We start from the raw sequence: 20,384 nt of genomic DNA, 5'->3' as shown, positions 1-20,384 counted from the left end.
CGGTTGATCACTTTCCGGTCGGGACGAGGAGCGGCTCGGCGGCCAGGTCGCCGCGGGCGAGGTCGGCGTAGCCGCTCAGCGGGCCGACGGCGTCGAGCGGGTACCCGAGGTCGGCGAGCTGTGCGCGCAGGGCTTCGCGGGTCGCGGCGGTCGACGGGGCGGCGATGCCGGTGCCGGCGGCGGTGATGGCCGCCACGGTCTCCGTGCTCGTCCGCGCCACGGGGCCGACCGGGGCGGCTCCCGCGTCCAGTGGGAGGGCGCCCCGGGGCACCAGCGGGTCGAGGTCGAGGACGCCCGGTGCGACCGTCAGCCGTCCGCCGAAGGCCGGTGCCGGGACGGTGACCTTCAGGCCGGTCAGCCGGCCGGGCAGCAGTCCGGTGCCGCTCAGCGAGCTCTCGCCCGGGCCCCACAGCGACTCCGGCACGTTGGAGCGGACCGGTTCGACGGTCCAGGTGGAGTGGTCGACCTGCCGGCCGTCCTTGGTGATCGTGACGGTGTGGGTGGATGTCAGGTCGCCCTGCTGCATGGGCCGGATGTGCAGCGGGCCCTCGTCCGGTGTCACGGGGGTGCCGCCGAAGACCACCGTGCCGGCGGGCACCGCCGAGGAGGTGACGAAGCTGAACCCGTGGGTGGAGGCGTACCAGGGGCCGCTGTCCGTTCCGTCGTCGCGCACCCGGGCGAGGGCGGAGGGCCCGGTGGGCTTCCAGGACAGCCCGTCCACCGGATTGGCCTGCACGCACTGCGCCTTGGGCGGCAGCTGGGACTGGAAGTCGGTCCAGGGGACGGGCGGCAGGTGGTCCGGGCGGCTCTTGCCGAAGCCGATGTGGAAGCTGATGAACCACAGGTGGACGGTGGCGTTGCCGCCGATGGGCGGGCCCCACAGCTCCACGTCCACCCCGAGTTCCAGGCTGATCGTGATGTGGACGAACCAGACCTTGAGGGAGAACCGCACCCCGATGCTGACGCCCATGGCGACGTCGAAGAAGAACGGCGACCACTGGATCAGCGCGTCCAGGTGCGCGGTGAACCAGGCGCGGAGCGGACCGGTGTCGAAGACCAGCGCCAGCGAACCGCCCAGCATCGCCGCGTGCGGGGTGACGGCCGCGTACGCCTGGGCCGTCAGCGTGAGGGTGTTGCTGATCGACCACTTGATCCCCAGCCGGGGTACGGCGGGGTAGTGGCCGGGCTTGACGAACGCCGGGTGGTAGCCGCCCACGGAGACCACGAAGTCCCCGGCGTGCGGGCTCGGGGGCACCCAGACGCAGAGCGCGAGTCCGCCGGTGGGTTTGCAGTTCTTGTCCAGGATGTAGGACTTGTCGGTCAGTTGGGCCGTCAGGGAGAGCAGGCCCTCGCTCTGCCGGTACAGCGCCTCGGCCGCGATCTGGATCCGTGCCACCTTCGGATCCTTGCCCGCCTTCTGCTCCTCCGCCGTCAGCTTGGGAAAGTCGAACTCCCCGAGCCCCAGCAGCGCGATCACCAGGGACTCGCCGAACTCGACCAGCGCCATGGAGCGGAAGTCGGCCAGTTCGAACATCGTCCAGTGCAGGCCCGCCGCCACCCAGGTCTCGCCGTCCTTGGGCGCGACCCAGGGCTTGAGCCCGCCGGTCAGCGTGTCCAGCACCTTCATCGGGGTCGAGTCGGCGCCGCCGGTCAGGTTGAGCAGGGGGAAGCCGTCCATCTCGGTCAGCGCCGGGACTCGGACCTCACTGTGGTGGCCGAAGCCCAGGGAGACGTCCTTGACCCGGAAGGGCGGCGGGCCGAATCCGGCCTCCGGGTTGGTGCCGGTGCCGAGTTGGCCGAAGAGGAAGAGCGAGAGCGTACCGTCCGCCTTGCGCGCATAGGACCCGGCGATCCCGACGCTGATCACGGGTGCCGTCAGCATGCCGTCGCCGTCGTACCGCACCGGCCAGTCCGCGCTCGGATTCGAGCGCAGGGAGCCGCCCAGCTTGATCGGGTCCGCCTTCGCGCTGATGCCCAGGCCCTTGAGCACGGGGGTGGCGCTGCCGGGATCGGCCAACGGCACGCCGACCCCGAAACCGCTCGCCTCGAACGTCAACGCGCGGGCGTTGACGCTGAAGTCCGCAGAGACCTGGATCGCGCCCTTGGTGTAGCCGAGGTTGAGCCTGCCCAGCCGGAACGGGCCGCTCGACTCCGCCTTCGCCGGCTTGTCGGCCTTGCCGCTGGGCCCCTTGTCCTGCGGCAGGGCGGCCCAGGTGCGCGAGGCCTCGCCGAGCCGGACCTTCACGGCTTCCCGGGGCGTGCCGCCGAGGTCGTAGGCCAGGGACGCCGTCACCCCGCTGTCCAGCGGGCCGGCCGGGAGCTCCGGCACGTTCCCCACCGGGAAGTCGGCCTTGACTCCCTTGAGGACCTTGTTGAGGTCCGCCACCTCGGTCTCGTCCAGCCCCTCCGTGCTGAACAGCAGGGCCGCGTGCTGCATGACCAGGTCGTTCGCCGGCGGCACCAGCGCCTTGAGGATCGGCACTCCGGACAGCGACAGCCCGACGGCCGCCTGCACCACGCCGAGGTAGCGCCTGCCCGCGTCGCCCCGGTCCTGGATCAGCAGCGCCCAGGCCGCGCTGGAGGCGGGGGCTCCGCCGCTCAGGGCGACGCTCCCGGACAGCACCAGGATCTGCTGGCCCGGGTCGTAGCGGAGCCAGACGTCGGTGAGACGGATGCCCAGGTCCCCGGGCAGCGCGCAGCCGAAGGACCGGGTGACGTCCGGCAGCTCACCGCCGCCGTCGCCGTCCGGCACCAACGGGCCGTCGGTGTCGATCGGCAACCGGTAGGCGGCGCCGTCGAGCGTGCAGCCCAGGACGGCGCCGACGTCGCCGCCGCGCAGGACGAACCTGGGTCGGGTGAAGCCGAACTTCGACAGGTAGCCGTGGTCCTCGCTCGCCCCCGCCGTGGTGAAGGTCCAGAGGCTCAGGGTGAACGCGATGTCGAATCCGGCCAGTTGCTTGCCGTCCGCGTCGGCGGTGAAGGCCACCGTGACCGACAGGCCGGCCGCGTTCCCCAGCGCGGCGGTGCCCTTGACCGTCAAGTCGTCGGCGTTGGCGGTCGCCTTGCCGACTCTCAGCGCCTCACCGAGATGGCGCGAGACCAGCTCGGCGGCGCCGAGTTCCTCGCCGGTGATCTCGAACGTCCCGCCCTGGCTGTCCGTCAGCCGCTGCCGCAGTTCGTCGATGCTCAGTGCCATCAGCTGGTCGGCCTCCCCTGGTCGTGTTCCGTCTCGTCCCGGCCCCCGGCCTGCCCCGGACCGGTCCCCGGTACAAGGCCGAATGCCCCCGCCGCCGACCCAGTCCGGTTCCGGGCATGACAATCGAGCGGGTCGGCCGGTGCGTCCATGGCCGCGCGCGCCGACGCCCCTGCCCCGGCGGCCCCGGGGCGCGCGTCCGGCACGGGGCTGTCGCAGCGTATCCGGAGCGTGCACGGATGGTGACGCAGCGATGTGAGTTTGGCCAATATGCGTCGTCCACGGCCGAGTTCGACAGGTACCCCGAGACATGTTCGGGTTGCCGCCGGTGGCGGCGCCGTACGTGGCGCCGCCACCGGTGGACCGGCCGTCCGAGGTCGAGGTGACGGGCTGCTTACGGCCGGGCCGGAAGGCCCACTGCCCTACTGGCCCCTCGCCTCGGCCATCTGCTCCGTTCCGCCCGCCTCGGCCGGCGCATCGGACTCGCGCGTGCCGTTCAGGCGGATACCGCGTATCGAGGCCCACATCACCAGGGCGCTACCGCACACCACGCCACAGTCGGCGAGGTTGAAGACCGGCCAGTGCGGCAGTTGGATCCAGTCCACGACGCGCCCCTGCCACGGGGACGGGGCCCGGAACAACCGGTCGACGAGATTTCCGGCTGCTCCGGCGATGACCAGCCCGAAGGAGACCGCCCAGACGGGGGTACGGATTCGCGGCGACACCACCAGCATGACGACGACGACCACGATCTTCACCGTGGTGAAGAGCCATGCCTCCCCCTCGCCGATGGAGAACGCTCCACCCGAATTGAAGACCAGCGTGAAGTTCAGAAGCCCACCGAGGGCCTCTGTCGGATCGCTCCCCGAGAAATGTGTCAGCGCTATCTGTTTGGTGACGAAATCCGCCGCCAGCAGCACGAGTGCTACGGCTGTCATGATTCCCGACCGTCGAGGCATGTCACCGGGCGAGGAAGCTCCTCGCGCAACCCATAGGCGTAGTAAGCCAGTCATGGCCGCAGTGTAGGTGACGGCGGCTTGCGCCCCGGCGGGCCTGAGTTCCGCCGGAGCGTCCGTCCCGCCGGACCCGTACGGACGGTGCCGTGGTGTGTGCCGAGTGCTGCGGCAACGCGGCCGGCCCGCACCCCGTGGGGTGCGGGCCGGTCCGGGGCCGGGGTCGGTCAGGCGCCGGCGGTTGCCAGTCGGGCATGGCGTCGGGCGGTCGCCTCGACCGGGTCGAGCACGGGTACGGCGGCCAGCAGGCCCTTGGTGTAGGCATGCTGGGGCGAGTCGTACACGGCGTCGGCGTCGCCCTGCTCCACGATCCGTCCGGCCCGCATCACGGCGACCCGGTCGCTGACCTGCCGGACCACCGCGAGGTCGTGGGCGATGAAGACCAGGGCGAGGCCGAGGTCGCGCTGCAACTCGCCCAGCAGTTCGACCACTTGGGCCTGCGTGGTGACGTCCAGCGCGGAGACCGGTTCGTCGCAGACGATCAGTCGCGGCTGGGGCGCGAGCGCCCGGGCGATGCCGACCCGCTGCCGCTGCCCGCCGGAGAACTCGTGCGGATAGCGGTGATACCAGTCGGGGTCGAGCCCCACGCGTTCGAGGAGTTCGCCGACCCGGGCGCGGATGCGGCGCTCGTCGCTCTCGCCGGCGATGCGCAGCGGGTCGGCGACGGACTCCCCGATGGAGCGGCGCGGGTTGAGCGAGGACACCGGGTCCTGGAAGACCATCTGCAGTTCCCGCCGGAGCGGGCGCAGTTCCTTCTCCCCGAGCGCGCCGATGTCGCGGCCGCGGTAGTGCAGCCGGCCGCCGGTCGGTTCCAGCAGCCGGACGAGCATCCGCCCGAGCGTGGTCTTTCCGGAGCCGGACTCGCCGACGATGCCCAGGGTCTCGCCGGCCCGCACGGTGAGCGAGACGCCGTCCACGGCGGTGACGGGGGCGGCGCGCCGGGTGAGGCCGCCGCGGGTGGCGAACTCCCGGCGCAGGCCGGTGGCTTCGAGCAGGACCTCTCCCCCGACCGGCTCGGCCGTCCCGGTCGGAACGGTCAAAGCATCCGAGACGTCCGGAGCGCCGGGCGCGTCGACCCGGGGCACCGCCGACAGCAGCGCGCGGGTGTACGGCTCGCGCGGAGCGCCCAGCACCTCGGTGACCGGGCCGTGTTCCACCGCCCGGCCGTCCTTCATCACCAGCACCCGGTCGACGCTTCCGGCGACCACGCCCAGGTCGTGGGTGACCAGGACCAGCCCGGCCCCGGTCTCCGCGCGCAACTCGTGGAGCAGGTCGAGGATCTGGGCCTGGACGGTGACGTCCAGCGCGGTCGTCGGCTCGTCGGCGACCAGCAGCCGCGGCTCGCAGGCCAGGGCCATCGCGATCAGCACGCGCTGGCGCATGCCGCCGCTGAACTCGTGCGGGCGCGAGCGCGAGCGGCGGGCCGCGTCGGCGATGCCGACGCGGTCGAGCACCTCGACGGCCCGGGCCCTGGCGTCCCGGCGGGAGACGTCCCGGTGGACCCGGACGACCTCAGCGATCTGGTCGCCCACCGCGTAGTAGGGGTCGAGCGCGGAGAGCGGGTCCTGGAACACCATGGCGGCCAGTCCGCCGCGCAGGCGCCGGAGTTCCGCGCCCTCGGCGGTGACGGCGTCGACGCCGGCGACCCGGACGGTGCCGCCGATCCGGGCTCCGGTCCCGCGGTGCAGGCCGAGCAGTCCGTAGGCGACGGTGCTCTTGCCGGAGCCGGACTCGCCGACGATACCGAGTGCCTGTCCGGCCTCCAGGGTGAAGCCCACGCCGTCGACGGCGCGCACGTGGCCGTCGCCGACCGGGAAGTCCACGACCAGGTCCCGGACGTCCACCAGGAGTTCGGCACCCGGTGACTCGACACCCCGTGCCTCGGTACCCGGAGACTCGGCACTCGCAGACTCGGCACTCGGAGCCTTGGCGACCAGGCGCTCGGCGCCCAGCGGTTCGGCACTCACGTCAGGACCACCCTTCGGTCGGACACCGCGTAGAGCACGTCCGCGATGACGTTGGCGAGGACCACGCAGAACCCGGTGACGAGGGTGAGGCCGACGACGGTCGGCAGGTCGATCAGGCCGACCGAGGTGACGAGCAGCTTGCCGAGCCCCGGGAGGCCGAAGAGCGACTCGGTCAGCACGGCGGACCCGAACATCGTCCCGAGGTCGATGGCGGTGAGCGCGATCACCGGGGTGAGCGCGCCGCGCAGCGCGTGCCGGGTCACCAGGCGCCGCTCGCTGACGCCGTACGCCCGGAAGGTCCGGATGTGGTCGTCGGCGAGGGCCTCCAGCATGGACGAGCGGGTCAGCCGGGCGTACTTGGCGGACTCGATCAGGGCGAGCGAGACCCAGGGCAGCAGCAGGCCCCAGAACCACTGCTGGGGGTCCTCGGTGAGCGGCACGTAGCTCGGGAACGGCAGCCACTGGAGCTGGGCGCACAGGACGATGAGCAGCACCAGCCCGATGATGAACACCGGGATGGAGCTGCCGGCCAGGGTCAGGCCGGTCAGCAGGCGCTCGCTGAGCCGGCCCCGGCGCAGCGCGGAGACCAGCCCGGTGCCGACCCCGAGGATGAGCCAGAGCACCATCGCGCCGAGCGCGAGCGAGGCCGTGACCGGGAGCCGGGCGGTGATCATGTCGGTGACCTGCTCGCCGCTGCGGTAGGAGACGCCCAGGCAGGGCGCCGGGCAGTGCAGCAGGCCCGTGCCGGCGCTGAAGTCGCGGCCGGCGACGATGCCCTGGAGGAAGTGGGCGTACTGCAGGTAGACGGGGGCGTCGAGGCCGAGCCGTTCGCGCACCTGGGCCACCTGGGCGGGGCTGCACTTCTCGCCGCAGGCCAGCTGGGCGGGGTCGCCGGGAGCGATGTAGAAGACCGCGTAGACGATCAGGGAGAGGGCGAGCAGGACGCCGAGCATGCCGACGGCCTTGCGGAGCAGGAAGCGGGTCATGCGGTGGCCTCCTCGGCGCCGCTCGAAGAACCGGCGGTCGAGGAACCGGCAGGCGAAGGACCGCCGCCCGAAGGACCGGCAGGCGAAGGACGGCCGCCCGAAGGACCGCCGCTCGCCGCACCGGCGCCGCCCCGCGCCGTGCCGACCCGCAGCCGGGAGGCCGCGCGGGGGTCGAGCTCGGTGCGGACGGCGTCGCCGAGCACGGTGAAGGCGAGCACGGTGACGAACAGCAGCGCCGACGGCAGCAGCACGTACGTCGGGTCCGCGCGGAACCAGGTGGTCGCGCCGGAGAGCATCTGGCCCCAGGAGGAGGTCGGCGGCTTGACGCCCACGCCGAGGAAGGAGAGCCCGGCCTCGGCGATCACGTTGGACGGGAGCAGCACCGCCGCGTAGGTGATGACCGGCGCCGCCAGGGAGGGCAGGAGTTCCCGGCGGGCAATGCGCCACCGGGTGGCGCCGGCGAGCCGGGCCGCGGCGACGTAGTCGAGCTGCCGGAGGCTGAGGGTCTGCGCCCGGACGATCCGCGAGGTGCCGGCCCAGCCCAGCAGCCCGATGACCAGGGTCAGCAGGAGCGGGCGGGGGAATCCGGAGGGCACGACCGCCATCAGCGAGATGGCGAAGACCAGCGAGGGCAGCGCGAGCATCACCTCGGTGGTGTTGCCGATCAGCTGGTCGAGCAGCCGGTTGCCGAGGCCGGCGGTGAGGCCGAGCAGGACGCCGATCGCGACCTGGACGAGGGTGGCGCCGACGGCGACGAGCAGCGAGATCCGGGCGCCGTGGACGAGCCGGGCGAACACGTCGCGCCCGGTGCCCGGTTCGACGCCCAGCCAGTGCTCGGCGCTGACGCCGCCGAAGGAGCCGGTGGGCACCCCGCCGGCCGCCGAGTCGAGCAGGTCGTTGTGGTAGCTGGTGGGGTCCTGGCCTTCGAGCGCGCTGAGCAGCGGTGCCGCCGCCGCGACGAGGGCGAGCAGGACGATGACGAGGCCGGCGGCGAGGGCGGCGCGCCGCGCGAGCAGCCGCCGCCACACCTGCCGTCCCCCGGCGGCCGGGGAGGCCGCGCGGGCCTCCCCGGCGCTGGGTTCCTGTGGAGCCATGGTTGTCCGATCGATCCGTCCGTTCCCGACCGCTACTTGACCGCGACCTGGGAGATGTCGAGCACGCCGGTCCAGTCGCTGATGACGATGTTGCGGACGTCCTTGCCGGACAGCCGCTTGTAGACGGGGTGGAACAGCGGGACGGTGAGGGCCTGGTCACCGATGCGCTGGTCCAGGGCGCCCCAGCGCTTGGCGGCCTCGGCGTGGTCGGTGATCTTGTTGATCTGGTCGATCTCGTCGTTCACCGACGGGTCGTCCAGCTGCGCGGAGTTGAAGTTGTAGCCGTCGGTGACGATCTGCCGGCCGTCGAAGATGGGCGCGAGGAACGGGCCGCCGGACGGCCAGTCGGCGCCCCAGCCGGAGAGGAAGAGGCCGGGCTCGGTGTCGACGGTGTGGATCGTCTTGGAGTACCTGGTGGAGTCCAGGGCCTCCAGCTGGACGGTGATCCCGGCGGCCTTCAGGCCGTCCTGGACGGCGGTGGCCAGGTCCGGGCCGTAGCCCTTGCCGACGGCGCTGGAGTGGGTGAGCGTGATGGTCAGGCCGTCCGGGTAACCGGCGTCCTTCAGCAGCTCCTTGGCCTTCGCCGGGTTTCCGGTGGCACCGGCCGGGAACGGGTCGTAGGGGGTGTACCCGAAGGTCTCCTGGGTGGGCAGGTAGGTGGTGGCGGCCTCGGCGAGCGAGGAGCCGCCGGCGGCGTTGACGACCGAGGTGCGGTTGATCGCGTAGGCGACGGCCTGCCGGACCTTGGGGTTGTCGAAGGGCTTGACCTTGGGGTTGAACGCCAGGTAGTTGACGTAGCCGAAGTGGCCGGTGCCGACGCGTGCGGCGAGGGCCTTGTCGTCCTTCACCTGGGCGAGTTCGGAGGGGCCGAGGTTGGTGTCGGTGGTGACGGCGGCCGCGTCGGCGCCGGTGCCGGCGGAGAGCCGCTGGTTGATCACCGCCGGGTCGAGGCCGGACTGCACGTCGACGGTGTCGGGGTACGCCTTGCGCTGGTCGTCCGTCGCCGCCGACCAGTTGGGGTTGCGCTTGAGGACGAGGTGCGCGCCGTCGTTCTCGTTCTTGACGACCTGGTAGGGGCCGGAGGAGACGGGGTGGTCCTGGTACTTCGTCCCGGTGTCCTTGGCCTTCGGGACGGGTGCGAACTGCGTCTGGGTGGCCAGGTACGGGAAGTCGCCCTCGGGCTTGTTGAGGCGGAAGACGATGGTCTTCTCGTCCGGCGTCTCGATGGCGTCCAGGGTGCGGCCGTCCTTGTACGGGCCCTGGTAGTCGGCGGCGCCGACCAGCCAGTCCCTCAGGAACGGTGCACCGCCGGAGAGTTCGGGGGCGAATGATCGTTCGATGCCGTACTTGATATCGGCGGTGGTGATCGGCGAGCCGTCCTCGAACTTCAGGCCGTCCTTGAGGTGGTACGTCCAGACGGTGGCGCCCTCGGAGGGGGTGCCGGTGTCGGTGGCGAGGTCCGGGACGACCTTGGTGCCGGCCGCGCCGTCGGCCCGGTTGCGGGTGGTGAGGGTGCGGAAGACGAGCGAGGGGACGTTGCCGCCGCCGGAGGTGTAGAGCCGTGCGGGGTCGAACTGGTCCTGCGGGTTCTGGTTGAGGACGGTGAGGGTGCCGCCCTGCTGCGGCGCGGCGTTCTTGCCGGTGCCACCACCGCCGTCGGCCTTCGGTCCGCACGCCGCCAGTCCGACGACGAGCGCGACGGTGACGGTCGCCGTGGCGAGGCGGCGAGGGGTGAGGGTGGTTCGAGACATCGGAAAGGGAGCCTTTCGCTACCGATGGTGTACGGAGGAAGGCGGGCGACAGTGAGGCTTCGGAAAGAGTGAGCGGCACCGCGCCCGCAGGGAGGGGCGACGCCCCGATGCGGCGATCACCGCAAAACGCGTCGGGGCAGGGCGGATTCAGCGACAGAGATTGTCGGAAACGCAGTGCGCGGCCACGCCGATCAGCGCCAGCTCAATGGCGGCGCACTCGATCGGGTGACGGTCAGACATGCCGAGAAGACTGTATGAAGTTAAGCGGAATGTCAAAACTCCACTTACGACCTGCCCACCAGGTGGACACCGAAATGGATACCCCCGGATCTCCGGGGATTCCGGAGGATCCCCGGGCCCGCACGGGGACAGACCGGAGTCGCACCACGCCGCCGCCCGGCGGAGCTCGAACGCCTCGGCGATCGGAGCGGTCGGAGCGGCGCGAGGATCATGAGCACCTCGTCGCGGGTGTCGCGGGGAGCGAGCCGGAGGGCTTCGGACCGGCGTCCGATCTCGCGCCGGCCGGGCCGAGCGATGAACACCCGTCAGGCCCGTTTCCGCCGCACACGCCTGGGTGAATACGTCCCCATTCGGCAGTATTGAAGCTCTTTATCCGATTTTAAGACGGGATACTGCATCCATACGGTCACCAAAAGTAGCGACCCCCTTGCCGCGCGCACAGGCTCTGCCCCGTCACCACCACCGTCCGGCGCACCGTCAGACACCGGACCGTCCGATCGAAGGGAATCGTCATGAGGCGCTGTCCACCCACCAACGGACGCGAGCGAAGACGCCATGGACCGGTCGGGCTCCGCGGCCGCCTCACCCGGACCGCGCTGCCCCTCCTCCTCGCGTTCGCGACGGCCTCCGCCTCCTTCGCCGCGCCCGCAGCGGCACAGGCCACCCACCGCACCGCGCCCGCCACGACCGCCGACGGCCCGGTCGGTGGCACCCCGGTCGACGGCGGTCGGAGCCCGCGCAGCGGCCGTCAGCAGCCCGTCACCCTCGCGAAGACCGGCACCGACCTCGCCACCGGCAGCACCACCCGGACCGCCCACGGCGACACCGTCCGCTGGGTGGTCTCCGCCACCAACCCGGACGGCGCACCGGTCAGCACCACGGTCACCGACAAGATCCAGGGCGGCCCGGGCAGCACACCGCAGACCCAGTCCTACGTGCCCGGTTCGCTCCAGGTGCCCCCCGGCTTCAACAAGCAGTGGTCCACCGACGGCGGTACGACCTTCTCCGGCACCGACCAGGGCGCCGCCACCAATGCCGTCCAGGCGACCAACCCGATGCTCGCCTCCCCCGCGACCGGTCAGGTGGTCCAGATCCCGCCGCCGTTCACCCCGATCAACACAGCCACCGGCGGCGACGGCTTCACCCCCATCCTCTACACCGCCACGATCAACGGCGTCCCCACGCCCGAGATCTGGAACATCTACCACCACGGGTTCTCCAACACGGCCAGCGTGGTCTGCACCGACCAGCTCACCAACGGCCCCTGTCCGACGCCGGGCGGGGCCCCCGCCACCTGGCCCCAGGCACTGAACTCCTCCGTGGCCGGAGCGACCACCGGTGACCTCGGCAGCACCCGCACCCCGACCTACGTCCTGCTCGGCTCCAAGCTCTACTACGCCGCGATCAGCCGGACCACCCTCGGGGTGATCGGCGTCGGCTGCATCGACCTCCAGGCCCAGTCCAGCTGCGGCTTCACCGCCCTCCAGACCGGCACCGGGCTGGTCGTCGGCGGTGTCGTCCAGGCACCGAACCAGCTGATCTACGCCGTCTCCGGCACCGGCGAGATCCTCTGCTACGACCCCGTCGCCAACGCCTCCTGCGGGACCTTCGGCATCGGCCTGCCGCCCAACGAGGGACAGGTCGCCTTCAGCGGCGACTACGCCGGCATCATGCGGGTCGTCGACGGCAAGATCTACGTCACCGACAACACCCTGGCCCCGCTGCCGACCGTGATGTCCTGCTTCGACCCGTCGACGAACGCCGCCTGCACCGGCTGGGCCACCCCCAAAACCGTGGTCACCCCGGTCGGCGGCGCCCCCGCCCGGGCCGACAACGTCTTCGAGATGTACGACCCGGCGGGCACCGTCACCGGCGTCTGCACGGCGGTCGGCGGCGTCTACCAGGAGGTCAACCCGCCGGTCGGCACCGTCGTCTGCTTCGACCTGACGGGCAACCCCGTCGCCGCGCCCCCCGGCCTCCAGACCCTGCTCAGCACCAACGTCGCCCCCGGCGAGGCCAACTTCCAGGTGCCGCTGACCATCACCGCCCCCAACGGACACCTGGAGACCGAGTTCCCGCTCTGGATCTACCAGGGCACCACACCGACCCTCAACAGCACCGAGTACTGCTACGACTGGAACACCCAGGCCCCCTGCACCCAGTACGGCACCAACGGCGTCGTCAACGGCCCGCCCAACGTCAACGGCGGCAACACCAGCCCGTACGGCTTCGCCTACGACGGCCAGTGCAAGTACAGCCTCGGCGACACCGGCTACCTGTTCTCGATCGACCCGGTCACCGGAGCCTCGCCCTGCCTGAAGACCAAGGCCCAGGGCACCATCAACCCCTCCGCGTACTACTGCGACGGAGCCACCGGGCACATCAGGTCCTACGGAACGGTCAGCCTCCTCGGAATCGACCCCACGACCGTCGACTTCGCCCACTCCTCGGTGACCGTGCTCGCGGCCGACGGAACGACCATCGGCACCTTCCCGTTCGACCCCGCCACCGGAACGGCGGACATCTCGTCCGTCCCGACCGCCGACTCGCCGATCCAGGTGATCGCCAACCTCACCCTGATCAACGGATCGTCCTTCACCCCCGACAACCACCCGCGGATGCAGGTGACCTTCGTCGGCGACGCACCGCAGATCTGCTTCGAGACAACGGTCGCGACCGACTGCTCCGTCACCGCCGTCTCCAACCAGGCGTCCGCCGTCACCAACGGTCAGCCGCCCGTCACCTCCAACACCGTCACCCTTCAGGTGACCCCCGGCGCCCAGTGCACGCCGATGCTGACGATCGACAAGGAGGTCTGCACCTCCACGAACGCCGCCGACTGCGTGGACGGCGGCAGCGGGCCGTGGGCCACCAGTACGACGATTCCGTCCGGGAGCACGGCGTACTGGCGCATCACCGTCACCAACACCGGCACGGTGCCGGTCACCGGGATCACCCTGACGGACAGCGTGTCACCGTCCTGCGTGACCGCGGCGGGGACGTTCGACCTGGCAGCCGGCGCCTCGCACCAGGTCTTCTGCGACCTGACCAACGTCACCCAGCACACCGTGAACACCGTGACGGCCACCTTCCCCGGCCCCGGCGGCACCCCGATCACCACACCTCCGTCCGAGGCGACGGTGGACGTGACGCCGCCGGCCGTGCCGTCGCTCAGCATCAACAAGGAGGTCTGCACCTCCACCGACCCGGCCGACTGCGGCCAGAACGGTCCCGGCCCGTGGGCCAAAACCGCCAGTGTCGCGCAGGGTGCCACCGCCTACTGGCGCATCACCGTCACCAACACCGGCACCGTCAACATCACCGGAATCACCCTCACCGACCCCGTCACACCCTCCTGCGCCACCACCGCCGGCAGCTTCGACCTCGCGGCCGGCGCCACCCAGCACTTCTCCTGCAACCTCCCCGGCATCACCCGGACCACCACCAACGCCGTCACCGCCACCTTCCCCGGCCCCGGCGGCACCCCCGTCACCACGCCCCCGTCCGAGGCGACGGTGAACGTCAGCGGCACCGGCGTCCCGTCGCTGGGCGTGGACAAGGAGGTCTGCCAGTCCGACAACGCCGCCGACTGCGGCGCGGGCGGCGCCGGGCCGTGGGGCAAGGAGGCGACCCTGCACAAGGGGAACGCACCCGAGGAACTCTGCGCCCCGGACAAGTGCCAGGCCTTCTGGCGGATCACGGTCACCAACACCGGCACCGTGGACCTGACCGGCATCACCCTGAACGACTCCCAGGAGCCGGCCTGCGTGGTGGCGGCCGGCACGTTCGACCTGGCGGCAGGGCAGACCAGGACGTTCTACTGCTACAGCCTGATCAGCGAGGACACCGTCAACACGGTCACCGCCTCCTACATCCCGCCGGGCTCCCCGGCGGGGACCGCGCCGGTGACCACTCCACCGTCCTCCGCCCTCGCCCGCTGCGAACCGCCGTGCGAGAAGGACACGTGCCACCACCCCAAACCCGACCACGGCCACGGCCACGGGTCGCACGACGGCAAGCCCTGGATCGGCAACCCGTACCTCCAGCCCGACATCGGGACCTGGCCGTCCGCCCTCCCCTACCTCACCACCGACCCGTCGATGACCGACCTCGACTGGCTGCTGCCCATCCTGGTCGAGGCGGGCGGGGCAATGCGGTGACCCCGAACCGGCCCTGACGGGCCGAAGGGCGGTGGCCGGGGAAGGACCACTTCCCCGGCCACCGCCGTGCCGGCCCCCAGCCGGGTGCTCGGCGACGAAGTACGGGTCGACGCGCGGGGGAACCGCCACACCTTCGCCACCTGGTACCTCGACTGGCTGGAGCGACGCGAAGCGGCAACTCGGTGAACGGGCGGCGCCTATCCACCGCCCTCCCCGGGCCGCCCCGCCGCTGACGCGTCCGGATCGAGCTGGCGGGTGCCGGGGCCGGCCGCCGCTTCCCGCCGCGACGGGCCGGACGCGGGCGCCCTCGGCCGGCCCACCACCCGAACGGAGCCCGCGGCCGCCCTGCCCTGGCCGGATCCCGATGGTCCCGCTCCGGCTTCTCCCCCGCCGGGGCACGGGCACGACGAGCGGAGCGGGCGGGGCAGACGGCGTGAAGGCTGGGTGAAGGATCCGTCGGCAGTCGCCGGGGGCGTGGAGCTGCCTCTTCACGGGGACGGGGACGAACCGCTCCCCCGTCGCACCGCATCGCGGACGGCGCGCCGTCCGGGCCCGGCGAGGTTTCAGGGGCGTGCGCATGGGGGGCGAACCGGGCACCGCGGCGCCCCGGCGGGGTGCGGCCGGCGCCGCGGGCCGCAGCGGATTACCGGCCAATGTGACCGGAGCGCCCTCTCGGCGGAGCAGGCGTCGACCTAGACTCGGCAAAACGGTGGCGCCCGGCCGGTATCGATCCGGTCCGAGCCGCGCGCCCACGGGGGACCAGGCGCATCCGCACCATCCCGCTTGAGCACGCGTGTGCACTCGAGCACGCATGTGGCACCTCTGCGCGGCCCTGTCGCACTGGCGCGGCACCGTCGCACTGCCGGAGGACGGCGACTCCCGGGGATCGTGTTCCTGCCAAGGGTCGTCGTCTGGCATCCGGCCCACGTTTCGGCACGGACCCGGTCCGGCGATCCACCGGGCCGACCCCTTCGACACTCTTCGGGAGACCTCCATGTCCGACCCCCTGCAGGACGTCCTCGCGCTCGACGACCTCGACCTCGATCTGGGCGAACTGACCGTCACCGCGCTGCGTGACAGCATCGCGCTGCCGGAGGGCGGCGCGTCCACCAACTCCACCTCCTGCAACTCCTCCTCCAACTCCAGCATCGTGCACCCGACGACGACGTGGTTCTGACGCTCCGCGCTGCCGAGCGTCCTGAGCGGCGCAGGGCCCTGCCGAGCCCTGCTGAGCTGTAGCAAGCCCTACTGAACGGCGCCGAAACACCACGGAACCCGGCGCGTTCCGCTGCGAACCCGCCGGGTTCCCCCGCCGTCCCGCCCGCCCTTCGGAGGTCGCCCGCCGTGCCCGACCCTGCCCCGTCCCGGGTCCCCTCCCCGGCCGCGCCGGTACCGATGCCCGCGCCGCCCGTCCGCGCCTCCACCTCCGCGTCCACCTCCGGCACCTGGGCCGGTGGCTCGCCCGCCACCCGCACGGCGCCCTGCTGGAGGAGGCCCTGCCCCTCGTCGGCGGGCAGTCGGAACCGACGCGGACGGTCGAACTCGTCCTGGAGACCTACCGCCCGGCCCGGCCCCACCGCGCCCCGCCCCGCTGCCCGCACCTCCGCCCGACCCCTGTCCGCGCCGCCGCTGCCGCCGGTGCCGCACCGAGGAGTCGCCCGATGAGCGAGCCGACGACTGGGTTGACGGGTGAGCCGGCGAGCGGCCCGGCCGGCCGTCCCGCGCCCGGGACCGCCCTCGATGTGATCCTCTACCACTACCAGCCCGTCAAGGCGCCCGCCCTGCGCGAGGCCGTCCTGCCGCTCGCGCGCCGGGCGACGGAGCAGGGGCTGCGCGCCCACGTCGAACGGCACTGGCGGTTCGGGCCGCACCTGCGGCTGCGACTGGAGGGGCCGGCCGAGCGGGTGGCCACCGTGGCGGAGGAGTCCGCCCGGGAGCTGCGGACGTGGGCGGCCGCGCACCCGTCCGTCGCCGACCGCACGCGGGAACAGCTGCTCGCCGAGGCCGCTGTCGCCGGGCGGGCCGAGCTGCTCGCCCCGCCGTACGGCCCGCTGGTGCCGGACAACACCGTCCGGGTGGCGCCCGTCGACCCGGCCGCGACGGCCGACCTGCACGCGCTGCTCGGGGCCGAACCCGCGGCGCTCCGTGACGAGTTGATGCGCGCCGGGCTGCCCGCGATCACCTCGGCCTGCGCGTTTCTCGGGGAGCACGGCGACACCGCGCAGGCCCGGGTGCGGCTGGTGCTCACGGCGCTGGCGGCGCACGCGAGCACGCATCCGGACGGGCTGGTCGGCGGGCACTACTCCTTCCTCTCCCACCTGGAGGACTTCCTCGTCCACGAGGACCCGGACGGCCGGGTACGAGCGGCCTTCGACCATCGCTGGGAGCGCGGCGGCCCCGCCGCCACGGAGCTGGTCCGCCGGGTGGCGGCCGGGGACACCCGGGGCTGGGAGCAGGACTGGGCGCGTTGGTCGGCCACGGCCTGGGAGCGGGCCGAGCGGTTGCTGGCGGCCGGGGCCGACCTCTCCGGCCGCGGCGAGGAGTACCGGGCCCGCGCGACCGCCCTCGGCGACCCGGCCACCGCCGAACGGTGGGACTTCGAACTGCGCACCCGCTACAGCGAGTTCCACCGGATGCTGACCCGCAGCGACCCCGACGGCACGCTGTTCGACCGCACCCACTACCTGATCTACCGGACCGGCACCAACGCCCTGTACCGGCTCTTCGCGATCTGCGACGTCCGGCCGGTGGAGCGCTACCTGGCCGCCCACCTCCTCGTGCGCAGCGTCCCCGAACTCACCGGACACCGGTGGCAGGACTACATCGCCGGGGTGATCGCCATGGTCGAGGGGCCGGCGTGACGGCCCTTCCACCTCGCAGTCACCGCCCGCGCCCACCGGCGCCACCGCCGCGACCACCGCCTCCGCACTCAGCGGTGGTCGACGATGATGAAGATGCCCCAGCCGATCGCGGCGAGGACCACCGCGAAGCACACCACGGCAACGGTCCAGCCGAGTGCCCCGGCGGCGCGGCGGGAGACCCCGGCCCCGTCGATCCCGACCGGCGGGTAGAGGGCGCGCACACCGACGGCGAACAGTGCGGGCAGGCCGGCGCCGGCCAGGAATCCGACCACGACGATCTTCCAGAGCGCGTCCAGATCGATCCAGGAGTTCACGGGGCCACCTCGTCGGCGGGCACGGGCTCCGGGTCGGGGATGACCGACCCGGTCCACGCGGCGTTGACGTTCTCCGGGGTGACCGCCGGGTGGCGGGACGCGACGAAGAAGGCGATCGAGGCCAGCACCAGAACGGCGAAGATGGTCACGACGCCCCCGGTGCCGCCGATCCCGTCGGCGACCCAGTAGGCGAGCGCCCCGACCAGTGCCGCCGCCGGGAGGGTGAGCACCCAGGCCACCACCATGCGGCGGGCGATGTTCCACCGTACGACGGCGCCCTTCTTGCCGACCCCCGATCCGAGGATCGACCCGGTGGCGACGTGGGTGGTGGAGAGCGAGTAGCCGAAGTCCGTGGAGGAGAGGATGACCGCGGCCGAGGCCGACTCGCTGGCCATCCCCTGCGGCGGTTCGATCTCCACCAGTCCCTTGCCCAGTGCCCTGATGACCCGCCAGCCGCCGATGTAGGTGCCCAGCGCGATGGCTGTGGCGCAGGAGGCGATCACCCAGTCCGGCGCCTTCGCCCCGGCGCTCAGGGTGCCGCTGGCGATCAGGGCCAGTGTGATGACGCCCATGGTCTTCTGGGCGTCGTTGGTGCCGTGGGCGAGCGAGACCATGCAGGCCGACCCGACCTGGCCGCTCCGGAAGCCCTGGGTGCGCGGGCCCTCGGAGACGTCGCGGGTGACGCGGTAGACGAGGTAGGTGCCGAGCGCGGCCACCGAGCCCGCGATGAACGGCGACAGGGCGGCCGGAACGATCACCTTGGCGACGAGGCCCTGCCATTTGACGGCGGAGGCCCCGGCGGCCGCCATGGTCGCCCCGACCACGCCGCCGATCAGCGCGTGCGAGGAACTCGACGGGATCCCGACGTACCAGGTCGTGAGGTTCCACAGGATGCTGCCCGTCAGGCCCGCCATGACCACGGTCAGCGTCACGTCCTGGCTCTGCACCAGACCGCTGGCGATCGTCGCGGCGACCGCGGTCGACAGGAACGCGCCCACCAGGTTCAGCACCGCCGAGACGCCGACCGCGACACGCGGCGGGAGGGCGCCGGTGACGATCGAGGTCGCCATGGCGTTGCCGGTGTCGTGAAACCCGTTGGTGAAGTCGAAACCGAGCGCGGTGACCACCACCAGCGCCAGAACCACGTCATTGCCGGTCACGCGTCCGAACCTAACCCGCCGACCGCCGCCGCCCCCGTCCCCCGCCACCCGTACGGGGCCGGGCGGTGGAGGACACCATCCGATCGGACCAGCACGCCGTGGAGTCCGGAGCGGAGCGCCCAGGACAGAACCACTACTCGGTCAATAATTGGGTGTCGCCGACCACTTTGGGACTGGTAGCGTCCCGGACGTGGCAAAGCTGAACCAGATCATCGCCGTTGAAAAGGGCGTCAAGTCCAAGTCCTTCCAGGAGCTGACGCAGGCCCACCAGGACCTCCAGAAGCCCGCACTGCTGGCCGGGATCTCCCGCGTCTACCAGCCCAAGGACGAGGAGGGCGAGCAGCTGCCGCCGGAGTCGACCCGTGTGCAGCTGAAGGCCGAGGACATCCTGCGGTCCACCGCGCAGACCCTCACCCGGCTCTTCGACGTGACGGCCACCAAGGACTGGGCCAACATCGGGGCCAGTGCCGATGTGGTGGTCGACGGCCAGGTGCTCCTCCCCCGGGTGCCGGTGCCGTACCTGCTCTTCCTGGAGAAGCAGCTCACCGACCTGTTCACCTTCGTGAAGAAGCTCCCGGTGCTGGACGCCTCCGAGTCCTGGAACCTCGACCCGTCCACCGACGCCTGGAAGACCGAGCCGGTGCGCACCATCCGGACCAAGAAGGTGCCGCGCAACCACGTCAAGGCCGAGGCCACCGAGAAGCACCCGGCCCAGGTCGAGGTCTACTACGAGGACATCGCGGTCGGATACTGGACCACGGTCAAGTTCTCCGGCGCGCTGCCGGCCCGCCGGGTGAACGAGCTCGCCGAGCGGGTGGAGAAGCTCCAGCAGGCGGTCAAGTTCGCCCGCGAGGAGGCCAACGCGGTCGAGGTCACCGACCAGCGGGTCGGCGACGCCGTCTTCGGCTACCTCTTCCGGTAGCCCCATGATCGCCCGCCCGGGGAGCCGGGCGGGTGCACCGAGCGCGAACACTCTGTCCGGGAGACCGGGCGGGTGCGCTGCACGGTGCGAAAAGCTGACACTGACGTTGAAGCTGACCAGGGGTCACAGTGGAGGTTCGAGTCCTCCCCCCGGCGCCACCGGCCGGGGTAGCCCAAGCAGGCAGAGGCAGACCCCGTGAATCTCAGACTCTCGCTCCAGTCTCAGCATTCGCCGCCGAACACCGGATCGACCGGGTGCGGACGAATATCGACGAATGCAGGTTCAAGTCCTGTCTGTGCCGCTCCGTGGCACGGTAGTTCAAAGGTAGAACGCGTCGATTTCAACCTGATCCGCGACCCTTAAACGTGCTGGTGTGCGCAATTGGGCGGCAAACAGGGGCCCGGGAGCTGGCTACGCTCCCGGGTCCTCTCGCGTTCCCGGGGCGCCGCCCCGGCAGGACCACCACTACGGCCGGCACACTCCGGCCCGCCGGCGGCGGCGGAGGAGGGCCGCGCGGAGGGCCAGGCGAAGGCGGCCGGTGGTCGGGCGGCCGGCGAGGACGGCCTCGAAGCGGCGGTGATCGCGGACCGCACGGAGCACCGCGACGTCGTGGGTACCGGGGGCCGGCGGGGCCGGCTCGGCGTGCTGGGCGGCCCGGTAGCTGTCGAAGAGGTGCTGCTGCAGTGCGTTCATGCGCCCACCGTGCACCCCGGCGGCCCCACA

The 20,384-nt window shown here is 72.0% G+C and carries 14 protein-coding genes; 4 read left to right on the top strand and 10 right to left on the bottom strand.

Annotated elements, in window-relative coordinates; genetic code table 11:
- Positions 1 to 7 precede the first annotated feature (7 nt).
- The 7 genes from ACFVUY_RS11270 to ACFVUY_RS11240 all read right to left on the bottom strand — a co-directional run bounded on the left by ACFVUY_RS11270 (position 8) and on the right by ACFVUY_RS11240 (position 10,244).
- Positions 8 to 3,196, bottom strand: coding sequence for a DUF6603 domain-containing protein (locus tag ACFVUY_RS11270; protein ID WP_387729209.1), 3,189 nt, complete (start codon positions 3,194 to 3,196; stop codon positions 8 to 10).
- A 419-nt stretch (positions 3,197 to 3,615) separates the two neighbouring features.
- The gene (gene lspA / locus ACFVUY_RS11265) at positions 3,616 to 4,131 is read right to left on the bottom strand and encodes a signal peptidase II (RefSeq protein WP_387729206.1); all 516 of its coding nucleotides are present in this window, start codon (positions 4,129 to 4,131) and stop codon (positions 3,616 to 3,618) included.
- Between the two features lie 242 nt (positions 4,132 to 4,373).
- The gene (locus tag ACFVUY_RS11260) at positions 4,374 to 6,050 is read right to left on the bottom strand and encodes an ABC transporter ATP-binding protein (RefSeq protein WP_387729391.1); all 1,677 of its coding nucleotides are present in this window, start codon (positions 6,048 to 6,050) and stop codon (positions 4,374 to 4,376) included.
- A 119-nt stretch (positions 6,051 to 6,169) separates the two neighbouring features.
- Entirely contained in the window at positions 6,170 to 7,159 is a 990-nt protein-coding gene (locus ACFVUY_RS11255; RefSeq protein WP_387684218.1) for an ABC transporter permease, read from the bottom strand.
- Positions 7,156 to 8,253, bottom strand: a complete 1,098-nt coding sequence (locus ACFVUY_RS11250) for an ABC transporter permease (RefSeq protein ID WP_387729203.1) — start codon at positions 8,251 to 8,253, stop codon at positions 7,156 to 7,158. The genes ACFVUY_RS11255 and ACFVUY_RS11250 overlap by 4 nt, the downstream gene beginning before the upstream one ends.
- Before the next feature lie 32 nt (positions 8,254 to 8,285).
- Complete coding sequence (locus tag ACFVUY_RS11245) at positions 8,286 to 10,004, bottom strand: ABC transporter substrate-binding protein (RefSeq protein WP_387729200.1); 1,719 nt, start codon at positions 10,002 to 10,004, stop codon at positions 8,286 to 8,288.
- A gap of 147 nt (positions 10,005 to 10,151) precedes the next feature.
- Positions 10,152 to 10,244, bottom strand: coding sequence for an Ms4533A family Cys-rich leader peptide (locus ACFVUY_RS11240; RefSeq protein ID WP_317620150.1), 93 nt, complete (start codon positions 10,242 to 10,244; stop codon positions 10,152 to 10,154).
- A gap of 512 nt (positions 10,245 to 10,756) precedes the next feature.
- On the opposite strand from ACFVUY_RS11240, the gene ACFVUY_RS11235 reads away from it, so the two are divergent.
- From ACFVUY_RS11235 to ACFVUY_RS11225, 3 genes are all read left to right on the top strand, one after another.
- A complete protein-coding gene (locus ACFVUY_RS11235; RefSeq protein ID WP_387729197.1) occupies positions 10,757 to 14,404 on the top strand; it encodes a hypothetical protein in 3,648 nt (1,215 codons plus the stop codon).
- A gap of 994 nt (positions 14,405 to 15,398) precedes the next feature.
- Positions 15,399 to 15,581: a thiazolylpeptide-type bacteriocin gene (locus ACFVUY_RS11230; RefSeq protein WP_387684231.1), complete on the top strand. Its 183-nt coding sequence runs from the start codon at positions 15,399 to 15,401 to the stop codon at positions 15,579 to 15,581.
- A gap of 484 nt (positions 15,582 to 16,065) precedes the next feature.
- Positions 16,066 to 17,265, top strand: coding sequence for a lantibiotic dehydratase C-terminal domain-containing protein (locus tag ACFVUY_RS11225; protein ID WP_387729194.1), 1,200 nt, complete (start codon positions 16,066 to 16,068; stop codon positions 17,263 to 17,265).
- Between the two features lie 68 nt (positions 17,266 to 17,333).
- On the opposite strand, the gene ACFVUY_RS11220 is transcribed toward ACFVUY_RS11225, so the two are convergent.
- Positions 17,334 to 17,579 (bottom strand): hypothetical protein, encoded by a 246-nt coding sequence (locus ACFVUY_RS11220; protein ID WP_387684235.1) that lies wholly within the window; start codon positions 17,577 to 17,579, stop codon positions 17,334 to 17,336.
- Positions 17,576 to 18,739 (bottom strand): anion permease, encoded by a 1,164-nt coding sequence (locus ACFVUY_RS11215; protein WP_387684237.1) that lies wholly within the window; start codon positions 18,737 to 18,739, stop codon positions 17,576 to 17,578. Before ACFVUY_RS11215 ends, ACFVUY_RS11220 begins: the two co-directional genes overlap by 4 nt.
- A 190-nt stretch (positions 18,740 to 18,929) precedes the next feature.
- Here ACFVUY_RS11215 and ACFVUY_RS11210 point away from each other — a divergent pair, with 190 nt between their 5' ends.
- Positions 18,930 to 19,661 (top strand): hypothetical protein, encoded by a 732-nt coding sequence (locus ACFVUY_RS11210; RefSeq protein WP_387729191.1) that lies wholly within the window; start codon positions 18,930 to 18,932, stop codon positions 19,659 to 19,661.
- A 465-nt stretch (positions 19,662 to 20,126) separates the two neighbouring features.
- Here the strand turns inward: ACFVUY_RS11210 and ACFVUY_RS11205 are convergent, their stop codons facing one another.
- Positions 20,127 to 20,354 (bottom strand): hypothetical protein, encoded by a 228-nt coding sequence (locus ACFVUY_RS11205; protein WP_380542453.1) that lies wholly within the window; start codon positions 20,352 to 20,354, stop codon positions 20,127 to 20,129.
- Between the last annotated feature and the right edge of the window lie 30 nt (positions 20,355 to 20,384).

The organism is Kitasatospora sp. NPDC058063 (genome assembly GCF_042885395.1).
Lineage (GTDB): Bacteria > Actinomycetota > Actinomycetes > Streptomycetales > Streptomycetaceae > Kitasatospora > Kitasatospora lactacystinica.
The sequence above is the reverse complement of the archived record's forward strand: the minus strand, read 5'-3'. Positions and strand labels throughout refer to the sequence as shown.